12 protein-coding genes and 3 tRNA genes are annotated in these 18,388 nt (G+C 74.9%); 5 read left to right on the top strand and 10 right to left on the bottom strand.

What is annotated here, in order from left to right; genetic code table 11:
* The first annotated feature begins 126 nt into the window (after positions 1-126).
* From ACZ3TI_RS10875 to ACZ3TI_RS10885, 3 genes are read left to right on the top strand one after another with little or no spacing between them, the layout of a single operon-like run.
* Positions 127-1,044 (top strand): NAD-dependent epimerase/dehydratase family protein, encoded by a 918-nt coding sequence (locus tag ACZ3TI_RS10875; protein ID WP_465725665.1) that lies wholly within the window; start codon positions 127-129, stop codon positions 1,042-1,044.
* Positions 1,041-1,733, top strand: coding sequence for a spherulation-specific family 4 protein (locus tag ACZ3TI_RS10880; protein ID WP_465725667.1), 693 nt, complete (start codon positions 1,041-1,043; stop codon positions 1,731-1,733). Before ACZ3TI_RS10875 ends, ACZ3TI_RS10880 begins: the two co-directional genes overlap by 4 nt.
* 22 nt (positions 1,734-1,755) lie before the next feature.
* The gene (locus ACZ3TI_RS10885; RefSeq protein ID WP_465725669.1) at positions 1,756-2,751 is read left to right on the top strand and encodes an endo alpha-1,4 polygalactosaminidase; all 996 of its coding nucleotides are present in this window, start codon (positions 1,756-1,758) and stop codon (positions 2,749-2,751) included.
* A gap of 66 nt (positions 2,752-2,817) precedes the next feature.
* Here the strand turns inward: ACZ3TI_RS10885 and ACZ3TI_RS10890 are convergent, their stop codons facing one another.
* Positions 2,818-3,018 (bottom strand): hypothetical protein, encoded by a 201-nt coding sequence (locus ACZ3TI_RS10890; protein WP_465725671.1) that lies wholly within the window; start codon positions 3,016-3,018, stop codon positions 2,818-2,820.
* A gap of 154 nt (positions 3,019-3,172) precedes the next feature.
* Here ACZ3TI_RS10890 and ACZ3TI_RS10895 point away from each other — a divergent pair, with 154 nt between their 5' ends.
* Positions 3,173-4,129 carry an aldo/keto reductase gene (locus ACZ3TI_RS10895; RefSeq protein WP_465725673.1) on the top strand — a complete coding sequence of 319 codons (957 nt, stop codon included), beginning with the start codon at positions 3,173-3,175 and terminating at the stop codon, positions 4,127-4,129.
* An 88-nt stretch (positions 4,130-4,217) separates the two neighbouring features.
* On the opposite strand, the gene ACZ3TI_RS10900 is transcribed toward ACZ3TI_RS10895, so the two are convergent.
* The 6 genes from ACZ3TI_RS10900 to ACZ3TI_RS10925 form a co-directional block, all read right to left on the bottom strand.
* Entirely contained in the window at positions 4,218-5,204 is a 987-nt protein-coding gene (locus ACZ3TI_RS10900) for a C40 family peptidase (protein WP_465725675.1), read from the bottom strand.
* On the bottom strand, positions 5,201-6,487 hold the full coding sequence (locus ACZ3TI_RS10905) for an SPFH domain-containing protein (protein WP_465725677.1): 1,287 nt from the start codon (positions 6,485-6,487) through the stop codon (positions 5,201-5,203). Before ACZ3TI_RS10905 ends, ACZ3TI_RS10900 begins: the two co-directional genes overlap by 4 nt.
* A gap of 202 nt (positions 6,488-6,689) precedes the next feature.
* A complete protein-coding gene (locus tag ACZ3TI_RS10910; RefSeq protein ID WP_465725679.1) occupies positions 6,690-9,527 on the bottom strand; it encodes an Ig-like domain-containing protein in 2,838 nt (945 codons plus the stop codon).
* A gap of 398 nt (positions 9,528-9,925) precedes the next feature.
* A tRNA-Arg gene (locus ACZ3TI_RS10915) sits at positions 9,926-10,001 on the bottom strand.
* A 31-nt stretch (positions 10,002-10,032) separates the two neighbouring features.
* A tRNA-Arg gene (locus ACZ3TI_RS10920) sits at positions 10,033-10,108 on the bottom strand.
* A gap of 252 nt (positions 10,109-10,360) precedes the next feature.
* Positions 10,361-10,454 (bottom strand) — tRNA-Ser (locus ACZ3TI_RS10925).
* Between the two features lie 179 nt (positions 10,455-10,633).
* On the opposite strand from ACZ3TI_RS10925, the gene ACZ3TI_RS10930 reads away from it, so the two are divergent.
* Positions 10,634-14,197, top strand: coding sequence for a hybrid sensor histidine kinase/response regulator (locus ACZ3TI_RS10930; protein WP_465725681.1), 3,564 nt, complete (start codon positions 10,634-10,636; stop codon positions 14,195-14,197).
* Between the two features lie 75 nt (positions 14,198-14,272).
* Here ACZ3TI_RS10930 and ACZ3TI_RS10935 read toward each other — a convergent pair whose 3' ends face one another.
* From ACZ3TI_RS10935 to ACZ3TI_RS10945, 3 genes are all read right to left on the bottom strand, one after another.
* The gene (locus ACZ3TI_RS10935; protein ID WP_465725683.1) at positions 14,273-15,934 is read right to left on the bottom strand and encodes a long-chain fatty acid--CoA ligase; all 1,662 of its coding nucleotides are present in this window, start codon (positions 15,932-15,934) and stop codon (positions 14,273-14,275) included.
* A gap of 166 nt (positions 15,935-16,100) precedes the next feature.
* Entirely contained in the window at positions 16,101-17,348 is a 1,248-nt protein-coding gene (locus tag ACZ3TI_RS10940; protein WP_465725685.1) for a hypothetical protein, read from the bottom strand.
* A gap of 42 nt (positions 17,349-17,390) precedes the next feature.
* The gene (locus ACZ3TI_RS10945) at positions 17,391-18,263 is read right to left on the bottom strand and encodes a DUF1906 domain-containing protein (RefSeq protein WP_465725687.1); all 873 of its coding nucleotides are present in this window, start codon (positions 18,261-18,263) and stop codon (positions 17,391-17,393) included.
* Positions 18,264-18,388: the final 125 nt, after the last annotated feature.

The raw sequence follows: 18,388 nt of genomic DNA on the forward strand, positions 1-18,388 counted from the left end.
GTCGACCGGTGTCGTGCCGGGCGTCGCGGAGCTGCCGGTCCCGGCTGCCCGCGCCGCCCGCACCGCCCCCGACGACGCGGCCGACGAGCCCGCCACCGCGGGCGCCGAGAGCGACGGACGGGCCGCGTGAGGATCCTGCTTCTCGGCGGCGACGGCTTCCTGGGCCGTCACGCCACCGCCGTCCTGCGGTCACTGCCCGGTGCCACCGTGCTGACCGCGGGCCGACGGCCCGCCCACGACCTCCGGCTGGACCTGGCCACCGCCCAGGCCGGCCCGCTCGGCGAGGAACTCGCCGCGCTGGCCCCCGACGTGGTGGTCAACTTCGCCGGCGCGGTGGCCGGCAGCGCGGTCAAGCTCGCCGAGGTGAACGCCCGCGGCCCGGCGGTGCTCTGCGAGGCGCTGCAGCTCGGCGCCCCGAAGGCCCGTCTGGTGCACATCGGCTCGGCCGGCGAGTACGGCGTCTGCGCGCAGGGCAGCTCGCTGTCCGAGGACGCCGACGCCCGCCCGGTCGGCGTGTACGGCGCGACCAAGCTGGCCGGCTCCCTCGCGGTGGCCGGCTCGCCGCTGGACGCCGTGGTGCTGCGGGTGTTCAACCCGGTCGGCCCCGGCGCCCCGGCGGGCTCGCTGCCCGGCCGACTGGCCGCCGAGCTGCGCCGGGTGGCGCCCGAGGGCACCGACGGCGTGGTGACGGTCGGAGACCTCTCGGCCTACCGCGACTTCGTCGACGCCCGGGACATCGCCAAGGCCGTCGGCCTGGCCGTCGCCGCCGACCGCCCGCTCCCGCGGGTGCTCAACCTCGCCTCCGGGCAGGCCAAGCAGGTCCGGGCGATCGCCGACGGACTGGTCGCCGCGTCCGGCTTCACCGGCCGGATCGACGAGAGCGGGGCGGGCTCCGAGCGCTCGGCCGCGGTCTCCTGGCAGCAGGCCGACGTCTCGGCCGCCGCCCGGGAGCTCGACTGGCACCCGGAGACGGACCTCGCCGACACCCTGCGCGACCTGTGGCTCAGCACCCCTGAGCCCACGCCGCCCCCGGTGGTCGCATGACCGCCGGGCACCCCGACGGCCGCCTGCTGGTGCCGCTGTACGTCCACCCCGCGGTGGACCCGGCGGCCTGGCGGGCGGTCGCCGCCGCCGACCCCGACCGGATCGCCGCCGTCGTGCTCAACCTCGCCGACGGCCCGGGCGAGGTCCCGGACAGCGTCTTCGCCGACGCGGCCGAGGAACTCCGGGCCGCCGGGCTGCCGCTGGTCGGGTACACCGACACCGACTACGGCCACCGGCCGCACGCGGCCGTGGTCGCCGACATCCTGACGTACCGTCAGCGACACGGCATCACCGGCGTCTACCTCGACCAAGTGACCACCCACCCGGGCGCGTTGGCGCACTACCGGCGGCTCGCCACGGCGGCCCGCGCGGCCGGCTGCGGCACCGTGATCTTCGGCCACGGCGAACACCCGGACCCGGGCTACGCCGAGATCGGCCTGGCCGACCTGCTGGTCACCTTCGAGGGCGACTGGGACACCTACCGCGCGATGACCCAACCGCTGTGGACCGGCCGGCACGCGGCCTCCCGCTTCTGCCACCTGGTCTACGACGTCCCGTACGAGCACGCCCAGGACGCCACCGCCCTGATCGCCGCCCGCCGGGCCGGCGTGGGCTGCGCCGTCCCCGGCGCCGGGGAGAACCCCTGGCGCACCCTGCCGTACGGCCTGACCGCCGCTGAACTGACCTGACCCGATGCGGAGTTCGACTACCGTGAAGCGCCGTAACCGGCTCCTGCCGGCTGCCCTGGCCCTCGCCACCGCCACCGCCCTGCTGGCCACCTCGTGCAGCAGCTCCGGTTCGGAGGACGACGACGACAAGGCCGACGGCTCCCCGAGCACCCCGCCCGCGGCCACCGCCCCGGGCACCCCCGACGGCACGCCCACCCCCGGCACGCCCAGCGCCCCCGCCACCGGCACGGACCCGGGCACGCCGAGCGGCACCACTGCCCCGGGCACCACCCCGCCCGGGACGACCCCGCCCGGCACCACCGCCCCGCCGCCGGCCGGCGCCCGCTGGCAGCCCACCCCGGGCCTGGCCTGGCAGTGGCAACTCGGCGGCTCCGTGGACCAGTCGGTGGACGTCCCGGTCTACGACATCGACGGCTTCGAGAACGACGCCTCGGTGGTGGCCGCGCTGCACGGCAAGGGCCGCAAGGTGATCTGCTACATCAACGCCGGCTCCTGGGAGAACTTCCGCCCCGACTCCAACGCCTTCGCCAAGGCCCTGCAGGGCTCGGACACCGGCTGGAAGGGCGAGAAGTGGTTCGACATCCGCAAGCTCGACCAGCTGAAGCCGCTGATGGCCGCCCGCTTCGACATGTGCAAGAGCAAGGGCTTCGACGCCATCGAGCCGGACACCATCGAGGCCTACAACCAGAACAGCGGCTTCCCGCTGACCCCCGACGACCAGCTCAAGTACAACCGGATGCTGGCGCAGCTCGCGCACGAGCGCGGCCTGGCCATCGGCCTGAAGAACGACCTGGACCAGATCCCCGCGCTGCTGCCGGACTTCGACTTCGCGGTCAACGAGGAGTGCTCGCAGTTCGACGAGTGCGACCGGGTCGCACCCTTCGTCAAGGCGGGCAAGGCGGTCTTCCACGTCGAGTACAAACTCGACACGGACCGGTTCTGCACCAAGGCCAAGTCGCTGGGCTTCAGTTCGATGCAGAAGAAGCTCGAGCTGGACGCCTGGCGCAAGCCCTGCTGAGGCGCGCCCGTCCCGCCGCCTCTCCCGTCGCGCGGGTGACCCGGACGAGGGTCACCCGCGCGAGGGTCACTTGACCGCCAGCCAGATGACGGCGCCCAGCACGGCCAGCGCGACGACCGCGGCCAGCGCGATCACGCCGGTCCGGCTGCCGCTCTTGCTGCTGCCGTAGGTGGAAACGTTGCCCGGGGCCTGGGGCGCCGGGGTCTCGTCGACGAACGCCCGGAACATCTGAGTGCTGCCGGCGGGGTCGTAGTCGTTGTCAGCCATGGCAGGGACTCTAACGAATCCGCCCACCTCAGGCACAGCCCGGACCCCCTTCCCGATCGGCACACCACCCCGTCGTGCGACGGCGGTACGACGGGCTTGTGAACACCGCGCGGAGCCCGGAATGCCCCACCCCGGGATCGGGTTGACTGCGATCATGACCGGAAACCACAGCCGGGTGAGCCTCGGCACCTCCGACCTGTCCGTCTTCCCGCTCTCCCTCGGCGGCAACGTCTTCGGCTGGACGGCCGACGAACAGCAGTCCTTCGCCGTCCTGGACGCCTACGCGGCAGCCGGCGGCAACTTCATCGACACCGCCGACGTCTACTCGGCCTGGGCCCCGGGCAACACCGGCGGCGAGTCCGAGACCGTCCTCGGCGACTGGCTGCGCAGCCGCGGCAACCGCGACGACGTGGTGATCGCCACCAAGGTCGGCATGCACCCCGAGGCCAGCGGCCTGGGCGCCGCCAACATCAAGGCCTCGGCCGAGGCCTCGCTGCGCCGACTGGGCGTCGACCGGATCGACCTCTACTACACCCACCGGGACGACGACACCCCCGTCGAGGAGTTCGTCACCGCCCTGGACGCGCTGGTCCGCGAGGGCAAGGTCCGCGCGGTCGCCGCCTCCAACATCGGCGCCGAGCGGCTGTCCGAGGCGCTGGCCTTCGCCGAGCGCGAGGGCCTGGCGAAGTACGTCGCCGTCCAGCCGCACTACAACCTGGTCTCGCGCGACACCTTCGAGGGCCCGCTGGCCGAGGTGGTCGCCGAGCACGGCCTGGCCACCGTCCCGTACTACGCGCTCGCCTCCGGCTTCCTGACCGGCAAGTACCGCCCGGGCGGCCCGGGTGTGGACAGCGCCCGCGCCGAGGGCGCGGCCCGCTACCTGGCCGAGCCGCGCGGCCCCAAGGTGCTGGAGGCGCTGGACACCGTCGCCGCCGAGCATGAGGTCGAGCTCGCCGCCGTCGCCCTGGCCTGGCTCGCCGCCCGTCCGACGGTCGCCGCCCCGATCGCCAGCGCCCGTACCGTCGAGCAGCTCCCGCCGTTGCTGGCCGGCGCCACGCTGAAGCTCACCCCGGAGCAGACCGCCCTGCTGGACGACGCGTCCGCCTCCTGAACACGCCACCGGGCCCCCGGCAGCGGCGCGCTGTCGGGGGCCCGGTGAGTCCTGGTGCGTCCCGGTGCGTCCCGGGTGCCGGGGACGGCTACGGTCGGCCGAAGTGGGTCGGGTAGTAGCCAGAGCTGAGGGTCGAGACCCGCACGGTCGTGCCCGGCCGGGGCGCCTCGACGAACGTGCCGCCGCCCAGGTATATCCCCACGTGGTGGATCCCCGAGGCGCGGCCGCTGTCCGACCAGAACACCAGGTCGCCGCGGCGCAGCTGCCCCGCGCCGATCGGCGTGGTCGCCGCGTACTGGTCGTCGGCCACCCGCGGCAGGCTTATCCCCGCGCGCCGGTAGGCCTGCTGGACCAGCCCCGAGCAGTCGTAGCCGGACGGGCCGTCGCCGCCCCAGACGTACGGCTTGCCCAGCTGGGCGAGCGCGTAGTCGACGGCCGACTCCGTGCTCCCGGAGGCCGCCCCGGCGTCCGGGTCAGGACGGCTCGCGGGCGGGGCAGGGGCCGGGGCCGAACCGCCGCCGGACTGCCCGGTGCGGCTCAGGTAGACGTCGTAGTGGCTGGTCCAGCGCCACTCGCCGCTGCCGTTCCTGAACCAGTACCTCGACCCGTCCCAGCCCTGGCGCAGTCCGGAGGAGGAGGCCGAACCGTTGGAGCCGGCCTGGGTGCCGGAGCCGCCGGACTGCCCGGTGCGGCTCAGGTAGACGTCGCGGTGGCTGGTCCAGCGCCACTCGCCGCTGCCGTTCTTGAACCAGTACTTCGACCCGTCCCAGCCCTGCTTCCCGGCCGCGGCGTGCGCGGACCCGGCCCCGGCGGTCAGGCCGACCACGCCGGCGCCCGCCAGCACGGTGGTGGCCAGGCAGGTGCCGCGCACGGCACGGTGTATTCGGCTGCCCCCGGCCGGCGCGGCGGGCCGGGCGGTGCGCGGGCGGGGCGCGCAGTTCGGACAGCCGCAGCCGGCGATCGCCGGGATGCTGCCGAGGCGCTCCTCGAAGCCGATCAGTCCCGGGTCCTCGTCGAGGCCGACCGAGCCGGAAGTGACGGCGGGTTCGGCGTACGCGCCGGTGGCTGTCCTCATGCGGGTCGTCCTTCCTTCCGCCCGGCGCGGACGGCCGGGGGCGGTACCGAGGCGGCCACTCCGGCCGGGGCGACGAAGGCGACCAGCAGCTGCTCCATCAGCGCGCTGCGGGCGGCCTCGTCCAGTTCGTGCGCGGTCGCGCGTTCCAGACGCCGGACGGCGAGCGCCGCCGCCTCCACCGCGTCGTCCACCAGCACCGTCCGCAGCCCCGCGTCCAGGTCGGCCAGCCGGCGGCGGCGCATCGACTCGGCGACCTCGGGCGCGTAGTCCAGCCCCAGCGGCTGCACCGAGTACACCTCCAGACCCGCCGGGGCGACCTCGGCGGCCAGTGCCCTGGTCAGCTCGTCGGCGAACCACTGCCCGTCGCGCAGCGCGGGCCCGGGCGCCGCGTTGCTGTCGCACGGCAGGAGGGACGCGGTACGGGTGAGCACCGCCTGGACCTGCTCGCGCAGGTAGCCCTCGTGGTCCTCGATCGCCAGCAGCGCCCGTGCGGTGTCCTTGACCCGCCAGACGATCAGCAGCCGGACCACGATCGGCGTACCGGTCCGGTCGACCACCTTCACCGGCTCACTGCGCCAGTGCCGCAGCCGCACGTCCACCCGGCGGCGGCACAGCAGCGGGTTGACCCAGACCAGGCCGGTCCGACGGACGGTGCCCCGGTAGCGGCCCCAGCGGGTCAGCACCCGGGTCTCACCACCCGCGTTGGCCAGCAGGCCGGCGAGCGTGAACACCACCAGCAGGCCGGCCGCGCCGATCGCGGCGATCGCCGCGGCGTCCACCTCCGCCCGCCCGCTCGCCCGCGCGGCGGTCCTCCGCAGGTCGGGCAGCACGTCCCAGTGCGGGACGACACCCGTACGCAGCAGCACGAACAGCATCCCGGCGAGCCCGAGCAGCACCACCAGCAGGGCGACCCAGCCCGGCGACGCGGCGGCGCCGTGCTCGCGCAGCGCCTGGTCGGCGCGCGGCGGGCGCCGCGAGGTGGTGGCGGCGGTGGTCCCGGGCGAGGTGGCGTCCGGGAGTTCGACGGTTTCCGGGGCGGCCGTCTCCAGCGGATCGCGCAGGTCCACCGGCGGGTTCGCGGGCGACGGCCCGGGGACTACGGCCATCGGAGTGGTCGCCGGCCCGCTGTCGGCCGGACCGACCGGCTTGGCGGCCTTCTCCATGGTGACCGCCGTGACTCTGGCCAACGGGCTGGAGCCGGAGTCGGAACGTTCCGGCAGCGCCGGCGGGAGCGCTTCGGGCAGATGGTCGGGTCGCTGCGAAGAATCGCGGGGGACGTCCATGCACGGATCCTCTGGGTCGGTGTGTCGCGCAACGGGCGGCCCGGATCTGACGGGCAGTGCCAGGGTCAGGCTAAGTTCATACGTCATCAAATGCGACATTTGGGTCGAGGTGTGTCGACATGTACTGACGAATCATCCAAAGCCGACCTGACGCGCAGGCACATGAACGGGACGAACGGATGGTCGGGACAATCGGCGCAGGTCAGCGCCGTCGAGCACCGGGCCCACGGGCGAACACCCGACGGGCGATCAGCCCGATCCCGGTGAGAATCAGCAGGATCCCGGCCAGCCCAGCACGCCGGCCCGCACCCTCCGACCGCCCCGCCATGCTCTGCGCCCCCGCCCCCACCGGCGGTACGGGCAGCGGCCGGGCGGTGGCCTCGACGGACTCGGTGGGTTCGGCGGCTTCGGCGGCCTCGACCGGTCTGGTCGGCGACGGCGCGCCGGTCGCGGCGATGGCGGAGGCCGGCGTCGGGCCGACGGCCGGGGAAGCGGTCGAAGGGGTCGGAACGGCGGACGCGGCAGGAGCGGACGGAACGGGACCCGGCTTCGCGGAGCCCGACGGACCCGCCGGCGGAGCGGGTGTCACCGGCGGCACGACGATCGCCAGCACCCCGGTCGGCACCGGCCCCGGCACCTCGGGCGTCACCGCAGCGGACGGGCTCGGACTCCCCGACACCGGAACCGACGGCGAAGCCGAGGCCGAAGCCGCGGCCGAGGCCGTGCTCGACGCAACCGGCGCCGACGCCGACGCCGTCGGGCTGGGGGCCACCGAAGCCGACGCCGCGGGGCTGGGCGGAGCCGAAGCCGACGGACTCGCCGTCGCCGGCCTCGACACCGAGGGACTGGGCACCACCGGGCTCGGCACCGCCGGACTCGACACCGAGGGGCTGGGCACCGCCGGACTGGGCACCGCCGCGACAGTGGCGACCCGTACCCGTACCGGGTCCGCCGAGGTCCCGTTCCCCGCCGGGTCCCTGGCCGTGACGGTCAGCCACTGCTCGCCGTCCGTCAGGTCCCGGTTGGCGGTGCAGGCCCAGCTCCCGTCGAGGGCTGCCGTCGCCCCGCAGAGCACCGTCCGCTGGTCGGAGTTCGCCCGCGATCCGGCTGTGACCAGCACGTTCGCCCCGGGTTCCGTCCGCCCGGTGAGCTTCGGGCGGCTGACCCGCAGGGTCTCCCCCGGAGTGGGCGAGGTGAGCGTCGGCCGGTCCGGCGGGACGGTGTCGACGACCAGCGTGACCGGCTGCCCGGCTGCCCGGTTCCCCGCCCCGTCGACGGCGACCGGGGTGAGCTGGTGCTTCCCCTCCGTCAGGTTCTCGACCGGCAGGCAGGACCACTGGCCGTCCGTCCGCACCCCGGTGCTGCACAGCTCGCTGCCCGCGGTGCGGTCGGCGACTGAGACGGTGCTGCCCGAGTCGCCGGTGCCGGTGAGCAGCAGCCCGGGGTCGTTGGTGTAGCCGGGGAGGGTGAGCACGGGGGCGGTCGGCGGTGCGGTCTTCACGGTGACCTTGACCGCCTCGCCGCGCAGCACCACGCCGCCGGTGGTGGTCTCCACCGGGGTGAGGCTGTGCGGGCCAGCCGCGAGTGCCGCGGCGGGGCGGCAGGACCAGTCGCCACCACGCCCGACCTTGGCCCTGCAGACCGCGGTGTCCCCCTCCCGGACCTCGACCGTGGCACCGGCCACCGCGCCCTCGCCGCTGATCTCCGGGCGGGCTTCGGCGAGGACGGTTCCGTCGACGGGTTCGGCGATCTCCGGCCGGGCGGCTCCGACGGTCAGCTTGATCCGCTGGTCGGAGACCTGCCCGGAGTCGGCGAAGCCGCCGGAGGAGACGAGCTGGCTGGTGTCGCGGCCGATCCGGAGCCGGGCCCAGGTCTCGCCGGAGGCCGCGCCGGGCGGGACGGTCCACTCCAGGGTCGCGGTGCCGGCGCCCGGCCGGACCTCGGTCTGAACCCGCCCGGCGGGCTCGAAGCGGCCAGTGTGCCCGAAGTCGATCCAGCCGGCCAGGGTGGCGGGTTGGTCGCCCACCGCCACCGGGACGGTCAGCCGGTAGTAGCGGCCGATGGCGGCCTCGGCGGGGAAGCTGATCGACGGGTCGGCGCCCTGGTACTCGCCGCGGCCGGGCTGGAGCTTGGGCGGCGGCGGGCCGGCGAAGGGGCTGCGCAGGGAGGCGCCGTGGTCGAGCCGGACCAACGGCTCGTCGCCCGCGGCCTCGGCGGACGGGTTCCGGTCGCGCCGGGGCGGGTGGGCGGCGTCGGCGCCGAGGAAGAGGTCGGAGAGCACGTGCGAGGCGTTGCCGTAGGCCTGCGGCGCGCTGCCGAGGTCCTCGTCGACGGTGACGGTGTAGGCCTGGCGCAGGACGGGCGGGGCGGTGGTGCTGCCGGCCCGGGCGGTGGAGCGCTGTTCGACCCGGAACACCGCGGTGCGGAAGGTCCCGGCGAGCTCCAGGGAGCCCGCGGCGGCGGAGCCGGGCGCGCCGTCGGAGGCGCCGTCCTGGCCCGCGGGGGCGAGGGTGTTGCCGTCGACCGTCCAGCCGGGCCAGGCGGTGCGGCCGACCAGGGTGGGGGCTGTGGGTGTGCCGCCGGTGAGGGTCAGCCGGGTGGCGGTGCCGGTGGTGCCGGATTTCCCGGTGGCGACCGCGGCGAGTCCGCTGAGGTGCAGCCGGGGATTGCGGACGGGCCGGGAGAAAGACAGCCGGAGCGTCCCCGCGGTGCGCCAGGAACCGTCCGTCTGCGGACGGTCCGGGGTGGGTTCGAAGGTCTGCGCCGGGTCCCCGGGGTGCATTCCGTCCGCATAGAGCGCGGTCGTACTCCCCCCTCCGGACCGGTTTCCCAATTCGCCCGGTCCTGCGGTGACCCCGAACCCGGGCGAGGCGTCGAAATCGACCTGTACGGAAAGCCCCGAGGGCAGTACCGCGCGGTGCTCCCCCGACCAGGTGTCGGGGGATTGCTGGGCCACCGAGAGCGGAACGTTCCAGCCGGTCAGCAGCCCGGTCGTGAGGACGGCCAGGGCGGCAGCGGTGCGGGGAAACTGTCGGCTCATCCGGCTCTCCTTCGCGATCGGCTGCCAGGAGTGGCGGGCAGTCTGGGCACAAGATCTGACAAAAGGAATCACGATCCCGGGCCGGCCCCACCGCGACACCTGCGCTTTCGACCGTGTCCCACCCGTTCGGCGGTCGTCCGGGCGGCAGGGCGGGATATACCCGAACGGCTGCAGTCATCCATTGGGCGGCAATCGACACCACCCGACGGACGCGGGAATGGGAAATGCCGGCCAATGGGACCGGCACCGGCGTCCGGCACCCGGCCATTCACCGGGGAACCCTTTTCGAACTCGGCGGCCGGCCGGTCCGAGCCGGGCCCGGCGGCCCGAGCGGGGCCGCCGACCGCGGGGGCCCGGAAAACGGAGAAGCCCCCGGTCGGTGGCCGGGGGCTTCTCGCTGGTGCGCTCAGCAGGATTCGAACCTGCAACCTCTTGATCCGTAGTCAAGTGCTCTATCCGTTGAGCTATGAGCGCAAGGAACGGGCGAACCCGATCTTGCGGAGTTTGGTGCGCTCAGCAGGATTCGAACCTGCAACCTCTTGATCCGTAGTCAAGTGCTCTATCCGTTGAGCTATGAGCGCTCGCCCTGGTGAACGTTGCCGCCGGGGCGTTGCGGGGACAACATTACATGACCTGCGACGTGGGGCGAAATCGATTGCCCCGGGGCCCGCTCCGGGCCCGTCCCGGGCCTGCACCGGACCGGCTCCCGACCCGCTCCGGGACAGGTCGGGGACGCGTCGGGGACGGATCGGGGCCAGGCTCGGAGCCGGTCCGGCCCGCCCCGGGAACGCGAAGAGCCCCCGTCGACAAGATCGTCGACGGGGGCTCCCGACTGGCGGAGGCTGAGGGATTTGAACCCTCGATCAGGAATAACCCCGAAACCGCATTAGCAGTGCGGCGCCATAGACCGGACTAGGCGAAGCCTCCCCACATGGACCGCACCCGCGCGAAGCGGACCCGTTCCGTGTGTCAGTGATGATGCCACAACCGTGGGGCTCGGCACCAACCACCGCCAACGTTACTAGGCGGGTCGTCCCCGCCGCAAAGAAGAATGAGATACTGCCGTCTCCGGAGGAGCTGCCCCCGAGCCGAGGAGACCTGTCGACGTGAGCAGCAGGCCGATCCGAGGCGCTGCTCGCCTCGCCGCCATACTCGACGCCCTGCCCGACGCGTTGTTGCTGGTGAACAGCAACGGCACCGTCGTGGACGCCAACAGCGCGGCGGTCCAGGCGTTGCAGGCGCCGGGCACCTCACTGGTCGGCATGGGCGTGCTGGGCCTGCTCCCGGAGTTCGACCCCAGCCGGATCCCCGGTTCGATGCGCCCGGCCACCCGCGACGGCGACGCCCTCGACCGTCCGGTCCGGATGACCGCCCACCGCACCGACGGGACCACCTTCCCGGTCGAGGTCTCCGGCAACGACTTCGCCGACGACAACGACAGCGGCCGCGGCTACGCGCTCTCCCCGCTCGTCCCGTACGACCCGTACCGCGAGGGCTCCCGCTCGTCCTCCTCCTCCGACCTGCTCCTGCTGCTGGTCCGCGACCTCTCCGGCCGGCTCGGCGTCGAGGCCGAGCTGCGCCGTCAGCACAAGCAGACCGAGATGATCCTGCGCGCCGCGGCCGAGGGCGTGCTCGGGGTGGACCTCGAAGGCCGCTGCGTGCTGGTCAACCCGTCCGCCGCGCACATCCTGGAGTACCGGGCGAGCGAGCTGGGCGGGCGCGAGCTGCACCCGCTGATCCAGCACTCCCGGGCCGACGGCACCCCGCTGGCGCTGGAGGAGTCCGCGCTGCTGGACACCCTGACCTCCGGGCGCAAGCACCGGGTGCGCGGCACCGTGCTGTGGCGCAAGGACGGCCGACCGGTCACCGTCGACCTCACCACCGCCCCCGTCCGGGACGGCGACCAGCTGGTCGGCGCGGTGATGACCTTCACCGACCGCAGCCGCGAACTCGCCCTGATCGCCCGCAACGAGCACCTCACCGCCGTCCTGGAGAGCGAGCTGGGCGGCGCGCTGAACACGCTGAACCAGCGGCTGGACGCTCTCGCCGCCGACCCGGCCGGGCAGCTCTGGCCCGAGGCCAACTGGACGCTGCGCCGGCTCGCCGACGAGTGCCGCCGCTTCGGGAAGCTGATCGACGGGGTCCTCGACCACCAGCGCTGCGAGGCCGGCGAGAGCGGTGCGGCGGAGGCCGGGGACGGCAAGGACGCCAAGGACTCCAAGGACTCCGGGAACTCCGGTGGCTCCAGGGACGGCAAGGACGCCAAGGGGCGGCGGAAGGCCGCGGCCCAGGTGCCGGTCGCCCTGGACAAGGTGGTCCGCCGGGCCGTCGAGGAGGCCGGCGAGCTGGTCGGACCCGGCCGGGTGCGGTTCTCGGTGCACGCCGCCGCGGTCGAGGTGATCGCCGACGAGCGGCGGCTCGCCCAGGCGCTGGCCCACCTGGTCGCCGACGTCAGCGGCGTCCGCCTCACGCTGGACGCCCCCACCCTCCCCTCCCCCGGCCTGGCCGTGCCCGGTCTGCCCGGCGGCGGCACCCCGCCCGCGCTGCCGCCCGCCCCCGAACCGCCGACCGTCGTCCTGGCCGCCGCCCAGCGCGGCGAGGTCGCCCGGGTCGAGATCCGCGGCCCCGGCGTCGGCGGCAGTCCCGTCCACCTGCCGATAGCCCGCTCGGTGGTCGAGCGGCACGGCGGCGTGCTCCAGCCGCACGAGCTGCCCGGCAAGGCCGGCACCACGTACGTCGTCGAGCTGCCGCTGGACCCGGAGGCCGCGAAGGCCGCCGCCGAGCGCGCCGCCGCCGAGGGCCGCTCCGACCGGCCCAAGGAGAGCGACAGCGCCGTCCTGCCCGAGCTGCCGGGCATCCCGCAGCTGCCCAGCAGCGGCGAGACCGCCGAGCCCGCCGCGGCCGGCGAGCAGCCGGGCCGCAAGGCCCCGGAGGCCGAGCAGGCGCCCGCCGAGGAGCCCGTGGCCCCCGAGCGCCGCGGCCGCCGCGGCCGTCCGGCCGCCGAGACCCCGGCACCCGACGTGCCGACCCCGCCCGTACCCGCCGCACCTTCCGCGCCCTCCGCACCCGAGGTTCCCGCCGACCAGTGGCCGAACGCCCCCGCCCGGGTCGAGCGGGCCGTCCCCGAGCAGTGGAACGGCACCGGCAACGACCCCGCGTACGGCCGCCAGGGCCTGGCCGGACCGGACGGCGCGCAGAGCGACCCGTGGGGCAAGGACGACGGCAGATCCGGCCCCGCCTACGCCGTGCCCGTCGACGGCGGGCGGGCGCAGCAGAACCGGCCCGGCGGGCGCGAGCCGCTCGCGCTCGGCCCGGCCCCCGCCGCCCCGTCCGCCGACGGCACCCCGCCGGCCGGCACCCCGACCGGCGGGACCGCTCCCGAGGACACCGCGGGCGGGCCCAAGCCCCGTCGGCGCCGCGCCCTGCCCTCCGCCGAGGACTCCTCCGGCGGCTTCGCCCTGCCCGGGGCCGCCGAGACCCCGGTGTACCCCGGTCTGGAGCACGCCCTGCCGGCCGGTCCCGCGCCCGCGCTGCCCGAGCCCGCTGCCGCGCCGACCGGACGCCGCCGCCGGCTGGCCGTCCCGCCGGGACCGGGCTCGGACGTGCCCCCTGCTCCGCCCGTGTCCCCTGTTCCTCCGGTGCCGTCCGCTGCGTCCGGGCCGTCCGGGCCGGACGCCGGTGCCCCCGGCACCGCGCTGGCGCCCGCCCGGCCCGCGCTGCCCGCCGCCGAGGAGCCGTCGGCCCCGCGCCCGGTCGGAAGCGGCCTGGGCGAGCTCGCGCCGCCGCGTCCGCTCGGCACCCCTCCGGTGCCCGCCGTCCCGCCGCAGCCGCCCGTCCCGGCCGAGGCCAGGACCGCCCCGCGCCCGATGGCAGAGCTCCCCGCCGCCGACGAGCCGCCCGCCGCCGAGCACCCGTCGACGGGCGGGGGCGAGCTGGCCAACACCCGGCGGCTGCTGGTCTGGCCCGAGCCGGACCCGGCCACCAAGCAGGCCCTCCAGGCACGCGGCTACCTGCCGGTGATCGTCAGCTCCCGCGAAGAGGTCGACGCCCAGGCCTCCGGCTTCCCCGCCGCCCTCTTCGTCGACCCGCTGACCGGCCCGATCACCCGCACCGCGCTGCAGTCGCTGCGCACCGCGGCGCTCAACCGCCGCGTCCCGGTGCTGGTCACCGCCGGCCTCGGCCAGGCCACCCGGGACACCGCGTACGGCGCCGACCCGGCCGTACTGCTGCGCGCCCTCGCGCCCCGCGACGGCGAGCACCACGCCCCGCGCGTGCTGCTGGTCGAAGGCGACCCGGACATCGCCGCCGCCATGATCAGCAGCCTGGAGCGGCGCGGCATGCACGTCGAGCACGCAGTGGACGAGAACGACGCCGTGGCCCGCGCCAGCAGCGTGCAGCCCAACCTGGTGGTGATGGACCTGCTGCAGATCCGCCGCCGCCGGGTCGGACTGCTGGACTGGCTGCGCGCCAACGACCGGCTGCACCGCACCCCGCTGGTGGTCTACACCTCGGTCGACCTCGACCCGCGCGAGCTGCCCCGGCTGCGCACCGGCGAGACGGTGCTGTTCCTCGCCGAGCGCTCGACCACCGAGGACGTCCAGGGCCGGATCGTGGACCTGCTCGGGCGGATCGGCGCGATGGGCGAGGCGGGCGTCGCCGCCGCGGGCTGAGGCCCCCAGGCAGGTGGAAGGGCCGGTCGCCCCCGTTCCGTACGGGGGCGACCGGCCCTCTTCCGTCCCTGCGGCTCACTCCTTGCCGAGCACCGTGACGTCCAGCTCGTCCGCCGCGTAGCTGGCCCGGATGACCTTCTTGTCGAACTTGCCGACCGAGGTCTTCGGCACCGACTCCACGATCGACCAGCGCTCCGGCAGCTGCCAGGAGGCGATCCGCTCGGCCAGGAAGGCCCGCAGCTCCTTCAGCCCGACGGTCGCGCCCGGGCGCAGCACCACGGTGGCCAGCGGGCGCTCGCCCCACTTCTCGTCCGGGACGGCGACCACGGCGGCCTCGGCCACCTCGGGGTGCGCCATCAGCTGGTTCTCCAGGTCGACCGAGGAGATCCACTCGCCGCCGGACTTGATGACGTCCTTGGCCCGGTCGGTGAGGGTCAGGTAGCCGTCGGCGGTGATGGTGCCGACGTCGCCGGTGCGCAGCCAGCCGTCCTCGGAGAACTTGTCGTCCGGGCGGATCGGGTCCTGCCCGGCGCCGCCGTAGTACGCCCCGGCGATCCACGGGCCGCGCACCTCCAGCTCGCCCGCCGAGACGCCGTCGTGCGGCATCCGCTCGCCGCCCGGGCCGATCAGCCGGGCCTCGACGGAGGCCGGGAAGATGCCCTGGGTGACCCGGTACGGCCACTCCTCCTCGGGGGTGAGGCCGCCCGGCGGCTGGGCGAAGCAGCCCAGCGGGGAGGTCTCGGTCATGCCCCAGGCGTGGATGACCCGGATGCCGTGGCGCTCCTCGAAGCCCTGCATCAGCGACGGCGGACAGGCACTGCCGCCGATGACCACCATGCGCAGGCTGGAGGTGTCGTAGTCGCCGGCGTCGAGCTCGTCCAGCAGACCGCTCCAGATGGTGGGGACGGCGGCGCTGACGGTCGGTCGGACGGCGGCGATCATCTCGGCCATCGGCTTGGGCTGGAGGAAACGGTCCGGCATCAGCAGGTTGGCGCCGGACATGAAGGCGGCGTGCGGGATGCCCCAGGCGTTCACGTGGAACATCGGGACCACCGGCAGCGCCGTGTCGCGCGGAGTGAAGGCGAAGTTGTCGCCGGTGTTGACCTGCAGGCAGTGCAGGTAGACCGAGCGGTGGCTGTAGAGGACGCCCTTGGGGTCGCCGGTGGTGCCGGAGGTGTAGCAGAGCACGGCGGCCTGCCGCTCGTCGATGTCGCTCTGCCACGGGTACGTGGTGGGCCGGCCCGCGATCAGCTCCTCGTAGTCGTGCACGCCGCCCGCGAAGCCAGCCAGCAGCGAACGGTCGCCGGGGCCGCTCACCACGATGTGCTTGAGCGTGGGGGCGAGGTCCGCGAGGACGGCGGCGAGCAGCGGCAGCACGCTGCCGTTGACGATGATCACGCGGTCGGCGGCGTGGTTGACGATGAACGAGAGCTGCTGCGCGGGCAGCCGCAGGTTGAGCGTGTGCAGCACGGACCCCATCGCGGGGACGGCCAGGTACGCCTCCAGGTGCTCGGCGTTGTTCCACATCAGCGTGGCGACCCGGTCGTCCCCGGTCACCCCGAGCTCGTCGCGCAGCGCGCACGCCAGCTGCGCGGCACGGGCACCCACCTCCCCGTAGGTGCGCACGACCGGTCCGGTGCCGTCCCAGGTCGTGACGGTGGAGCGGGCGTGGATCGTGGACCCGTGCTCCAGGATCCGGGCGACGGTGAGCGGGACGTCCTGCATCGTGCTGAACACGGGGTCCTCCTTGACCTGGCGGCACTGGCGGCTGCGCCTGCGGCACCTACCGGGCGGTAATGCGCGCGGACCTGCCCGATTTTGCCGCCCCGCGCCACCCCCTGTCAGCATTCCGACCCCGTTGCACGGATCACGGAGTCGCCGGGCACCCCGGCCGAGCCGACGGTCAGCGGGGGTCGCGGCGGCAGAGGCGGAGGGAGTTGGCGGGGTCGGGGGTGTAGGCGGGGTCGACGGTCCAGCCGGATTCGGCGGCGATGCGCAGGGCCTGGTGGGCGCCGGCGCCGCGGTAGGTGGCGCGGTTGATCGTGATGCGGCGCACGGGGGCGGTGCCGTCCGGGGTCCGTTCCCCCGCGGCGCGGGCGGCCGCCTTGGGGTCGACGCGGGACTCGCGCTTGAGGATGCGGCGGATGTGGCGGTCCCAGGCGGCGGGGCTGTTGCCGAATTCGGCCCGGAAGGCGCGCGGGCCGACCGTCCAGCGGGCGCCCCAGCGGTTCCAGTCGATGTCCCGCACGCAGACGGCCAGCACCAGGCCGATCACGGGGACGTACAGGATCTGCAGCAGGAAGACGAAGGGCAGCAGCGGCGCGAAGCGGGTCGGCTGCGGGCCCCACGGGGTGCCGGGGGCGGCGGGCGGGTCCTGGGGCGAGGGTGCGTTCAGGACGGCCGGGGCGGGGATGCGGCGGGAGAGCCGAACGTGCGCGAGGTCGGATCCGGACGGAACGCCGTGCCAGCCGTGCCGCGCGGCGATCCGGACCACGCCCTCGGCGCCGAGGCCCCGGTAGAGGCGCGCGGCGAGCTTGAAGCCGATGGTCCGGCTGAGGTCGGGCTGCAGGTCCCCGCCGCCGGCCGCGTGCCCGGCCTCGGCGGCGGCGATCCGGCGCTCCAGGACCGGCGTGACGTAGCGCTCCCAGTCCTCCGGACGGCCGGTGAGCTCGGCGCGGAGCCGGCGCGGCGGGATGAAGGCGCGGTTGACCTTCAGCCAGCCGTCGGAGCTGGGACCGCTCCCGCTGTAGTCCGCGAAGATCAGGACGACGAAGAGGGCCACCAGCCCGGCGATCCAGAGCGGGGCGTAGATCCACTGCAGCAGGAACTGGACCAGCACGGCGAGGCGGTTGCGGCGCGGCAACGGGCCGGGGAAGGTGCCGGGCTGCGGCTGCGGCTGCGGCTGCGGCTGCGGCTGCGGCTGCGGTGGAGCGTCGAACTGCGCTGCCGGGTAAGCCTGTTGGGCAGCGGCGGGCGGCTGCGGCGGGTACGGCTGCTGCGGGTACGGCTGCTGCGGCGGCGGGACGGGCTGGGCGTACGGGTTCTGTCCGTACGGGTTCTGGCCGTACGGTGCCGCCTGTCCGTACGGGTTCTGCGGCGGCACCGCGCCGCCGTACCCGTTCGCGTCGCCGTATCCCTGACCGTTCGCCATGCCGCCCCCTCTGCCGGACCGGGGGCCACCCTACCGGCGGGCTCAGCCGGCGGTGGGGCCGTCCACCTGGTTGCGGTCGATGGTGAGGGTGGCGCCGCCGTAGGTCTCCGCGACGTTGCCGCGGTACTGGTGGACGCGCTGGTGGCGGCTCCAGAGGTCGGCGTCGAGGGCACCGGAGCCGGCCGTGTCCGCCCGGTCGTCCCAGCGGGCGTACCAGAGCCCGTCGGGCATCGGGGAGCTGCCGCCCCGGGCGGCGGCGGCGAGGTCGGCGATGCCGGAGCCGAGGCTGGAGTAGAAGCCGGAGCGATAGCCGGCGGAGTGCAGGGCCTGGGTCCAGCCGAGGGTGAACTCGACCACGGCCTGGCCGCAGGCCGGGTCGTGCATCGGGTAGGCCTCGATGTCCAGGTAGACCGGGCTGCCCGCACCGAACCCGAGCGGGCGCAGCGCGCGGACGGCCTCGTCCGCCTCCTCCCGGCCCTGCTGCACGGCCTTCGCCAGGTCGATCCGCTTGGGCTTGTGGCTCAGGTCGGCGCACGGCGCCTGCATTCCGACGTGCACCGGCAGGAAGCGCCAGCCCATCGCGCGCGCCTCGCGCACCCACTCGGCGGTGAGCCGGGACTGCCCGCAGGCGCGCTGGGAGCCGCTGGTGTAGATGCCGACCGCCCCGTACGGGGAGGCGCCGCGCCAGGTCCGCAGGGTGTCGAGCGGGGGCACGGTGCAGGTGTCGAAGGCGGGGCCGCTCCAGCTCTCGCGGAAGCGGGGCGGGACCTGCCGGTCGGGGAGGGTGACGGCCCGGATGCGGGGGAGGGCGATGGCGGCCGGGGCGGTGGCTACGGCGCTCGCGCCCGTCCCGTCGGTGGCCAGCAGGAGCACGAGGGAGGCGGCGAGGAGGGCCGCAGGGCGGAGATAGCGCATCCGGCCTTGATACTGACGGACCATCGGATGAATGCGGCAGCCACGCCGCACACTCCTCGGGAGTCCACCCTTTCGGATGCACCCGTCCGCATCCGTCCCGATTTCAGTAACGAGCTTGCTGGTTT

It is taken from the genome of Kitasatospora sp. NPDC023120 (assembly GCF_055560835.1).